General features: G+C 59.5%; 1 protein-coding gene. It reads left to right on the top strand.

Annotated elements, in window-relative coordinates; all coding sequences use genetic code 11:
- A partial coding sequence (locus R5H23_RS17000) for a hypothetical protein (protein WP_317216148.1) occupies positions 1-269 on the top strand: 269 nt, incomplete at both ends.

The raw sequence follows: 269 nt of genomic DNA, 5'->3' as shown, positions 1-269 counted from the left end.
GTCGCTGACATGCTGGCAAACGTCGGCGACATGCGCATGGCGCACCGCGCGACCCAGTTTGCCGTGCCTGTGATCAGCGACCTCGTCGAGGTCGTTCGCGAAGAGCGCATCCGGCTGGAATTCGAGAAGGCAAACCCGACAGGCGGGGCAGAGTCCTCCATCGACGTTTTCAGGCGGTACCTCAATCATTTCGTCGCGAAGTTTCCAAGCCTGACAAAGCCGACACGTCTGGATCTTGGGGATGCCCGGATTGTCGTCATCGACATTGA

This window comes from Gluconobacter sp. GP1 (assembly GCF_032913585.1).
In the GTDB taxonomy this organism is placed as follows: Bacteria; Pseudomonadota; Alphaproteobacteria; order Acetobacterales; family Acetobacteraceae; genus Gluconobacter; species Gluconobacter cerinus.
This window is presented reverse-complemented; position numbering and strand designations above follow the sequence as displayed.